This window comes from Streptomyces sp. NPDC059743 (genome assembly GCF_042732975.1).
Classification (GTDB): domain Bacteria; phylum Actinomycetota; class Actinomycetes; order Streptomycetales; family Streptomycetaceae; genus Streptomyces.
The window spans coordinates 1-1,053 of the sequence record NZ_JBHWGS010000044.1 but is presented as its reverse complement, the minus strand read 5'-3'; the positions used below and the strand labels follow the sequence as shown (position 1 = coordinate 1,053).

Below are 1,053 nucleotides of genomic sequence, written 5' to 3'. Positions count from 1 at the left end.
TGTATTGACCCGCAGGGTTGTTGACGCGGCTGATCGGGGGGTGGCCTCCGAGTGCGGTGTGGGTGCGGTGGTGGTTGTAGGTGTGGAGGAAGTCTGTCAGGGCTGCGGTCCGCTCGGTGTTGGTGGTGTAGGGCCGCAGGTAGGCCCATTCGTCGAGCAGGGTGCGGTTGAAGCGTTCGACTTTGCCGTTGGTCTGGGGGCGGTAGGCGCGGGTGAGTTTGCCGGTCGCGCCGAGGTCGGCCAGGGCTTGTTTCCACAGGGTGCTTTTGCGGTAGGACCAGGCGTTGTCGGTCAGGACGCGTTCGATCCGGGTGATTCCCAGGGTGGCGAAGTGGGCTGCTGCTCTGCGCAGGAAGGCGGCGCAGGTGGCGGCTTTCTCGTCGGAGTGGACTTCGCTGTAGGCCAGGCGGGTGTGGTCGTCGACGGCGGAGTGCACGCAGTCGTAGCCGACGCCCTGCCGGGTGGCCCTGGCTGCCTGGCGTCCGTGGACCCGCCAGCCGCCGCCGTCGGGGATCCGGCCGAGTTTCTTGACGTCGACGTGGATCAGTTCGCCGGGGCGGTCGCGTTCGTAGCGGCGGATCACGGTGCCGGTGGGCCGGTCCATGAAGGCCAGCCGGTTCAGTCCGTGGCGGGTCAGGACCCGGTGGACGGTCGAGGCGGGCATACCGAGGATGGGGCCGATCCGGGCCGGGCCGAGTTTGCGGGCCGTGCGCAGTTCACAGATCCGGGCCTCAAGGCCGGCCGCGGTGCGGTGCGGTGTTGACAGAGGCCGGCTGGGGCGGTCGTGCAGGCCTGCCTCACCTTCCCTGGCGTAGCGGCGGACCCACTTGTGGGCCGTGGTCCGCGAGATGCCCATCTCGGCGGCGACATGCGCGACCGGGCGGCCCGCGTGGACACGCTCGATGAGGATCCGTCTGCCGTGAACGGTCAGCCGGGCATTACGGTGGGACACGAAGACCTCCGTGCGGTGCAGTCCTAGACAGCTCCACCACACCGGAGGTCTTCGCCATGATCAAGCACCGGCACGTGTCAACAACGCTCGTGATCAATACA

General features: G+C 68.3%; 1 protein-coding gene. It reads right to left on the bottom strand.

The window, feature by feature from the left end:
• Positions 1–952: IS481 family transposase (locus ACFV6H_RS37735; protein WP_385551409.1), on the bottom strand; the 952-nt coding region annotated here is incomplete at its 3' end.
• Between the last annotated feature and the right edge of the window lie 101 nt (positions 953–1,053).